Annotated in this window: 1 protein-coding gene; it reads left to right on the top strand. The window is 40.0% G+C overall.

The features are described 5' to 3' along the window. The coding region (locus tag ACFINA_RS09775) for a lambda exonuclease family protein (RefSeq protein WP_375615543.1) at window positions 1-582 on the top strand (582 nt) is incomplete at its 5' end. Window positions 583-597: the final 15 nt, after the last annotated feature.

Here is a 597-nt window from a genome sequence, read left to right as displayed (position 1 = left end):
AAAGTCACCGCATCAAACATTTACAACATACTCAATAAAACTACAAAAGGATTGCCTACGAGCAAATATGAAGACTACAAAATCAAACTCATAACAGAGCGCTTAACAAGAGAAACAAGCCCCTATTATGAAACTGAAGATATGAGATGGGGTATCGAACATGAAGAAGATGCCTTGAGAGAATATGGCTTCATTCATGATGCCGATATAACAAAATGCGGCTTTATCCAACACCCCACAATAGAAATGGCGGGGGCTAGTCCTGATGGTCTCATTGGAGAAGACGGTTTAATCGAAGTCAAATGCCCGAGATCAGTAACACATATGCGCTTTTGTATAGGTGACGAAATCAAACCAGAATATCACGCACAAATGCAATTCCAAATGGCTTGTACAGAACGAAAATGGTGTGATTTCGTAAGTTATGATCCACGTTTTACGGGAGAATTCTTTCACTTGCGCATGAAAGTCAAGCGTGTTCTCCGTGATGATCAACAAATTGAACAGATCAATCAAGCTGTCCAAGCCTTTTTAGCAGAGATAGAACGAGAGATAAAACAACTCTCTACAAAAGCTGCTTAACCTTATGGGGGTGTT

It is taken from the genome of Bartonella sp. AC10YNML (genome assembly GCF_042196825.1).
GTDB lineage: Bacteria > Pseudomonadota > Alphaproteobacteria > Rhizobiales > Rhizobiaceae > Bartonella.
Note: the sequence above shows the minus strand (reverse complement) of the source record. Positions and strands in the feature narration are given on the sequence as shown.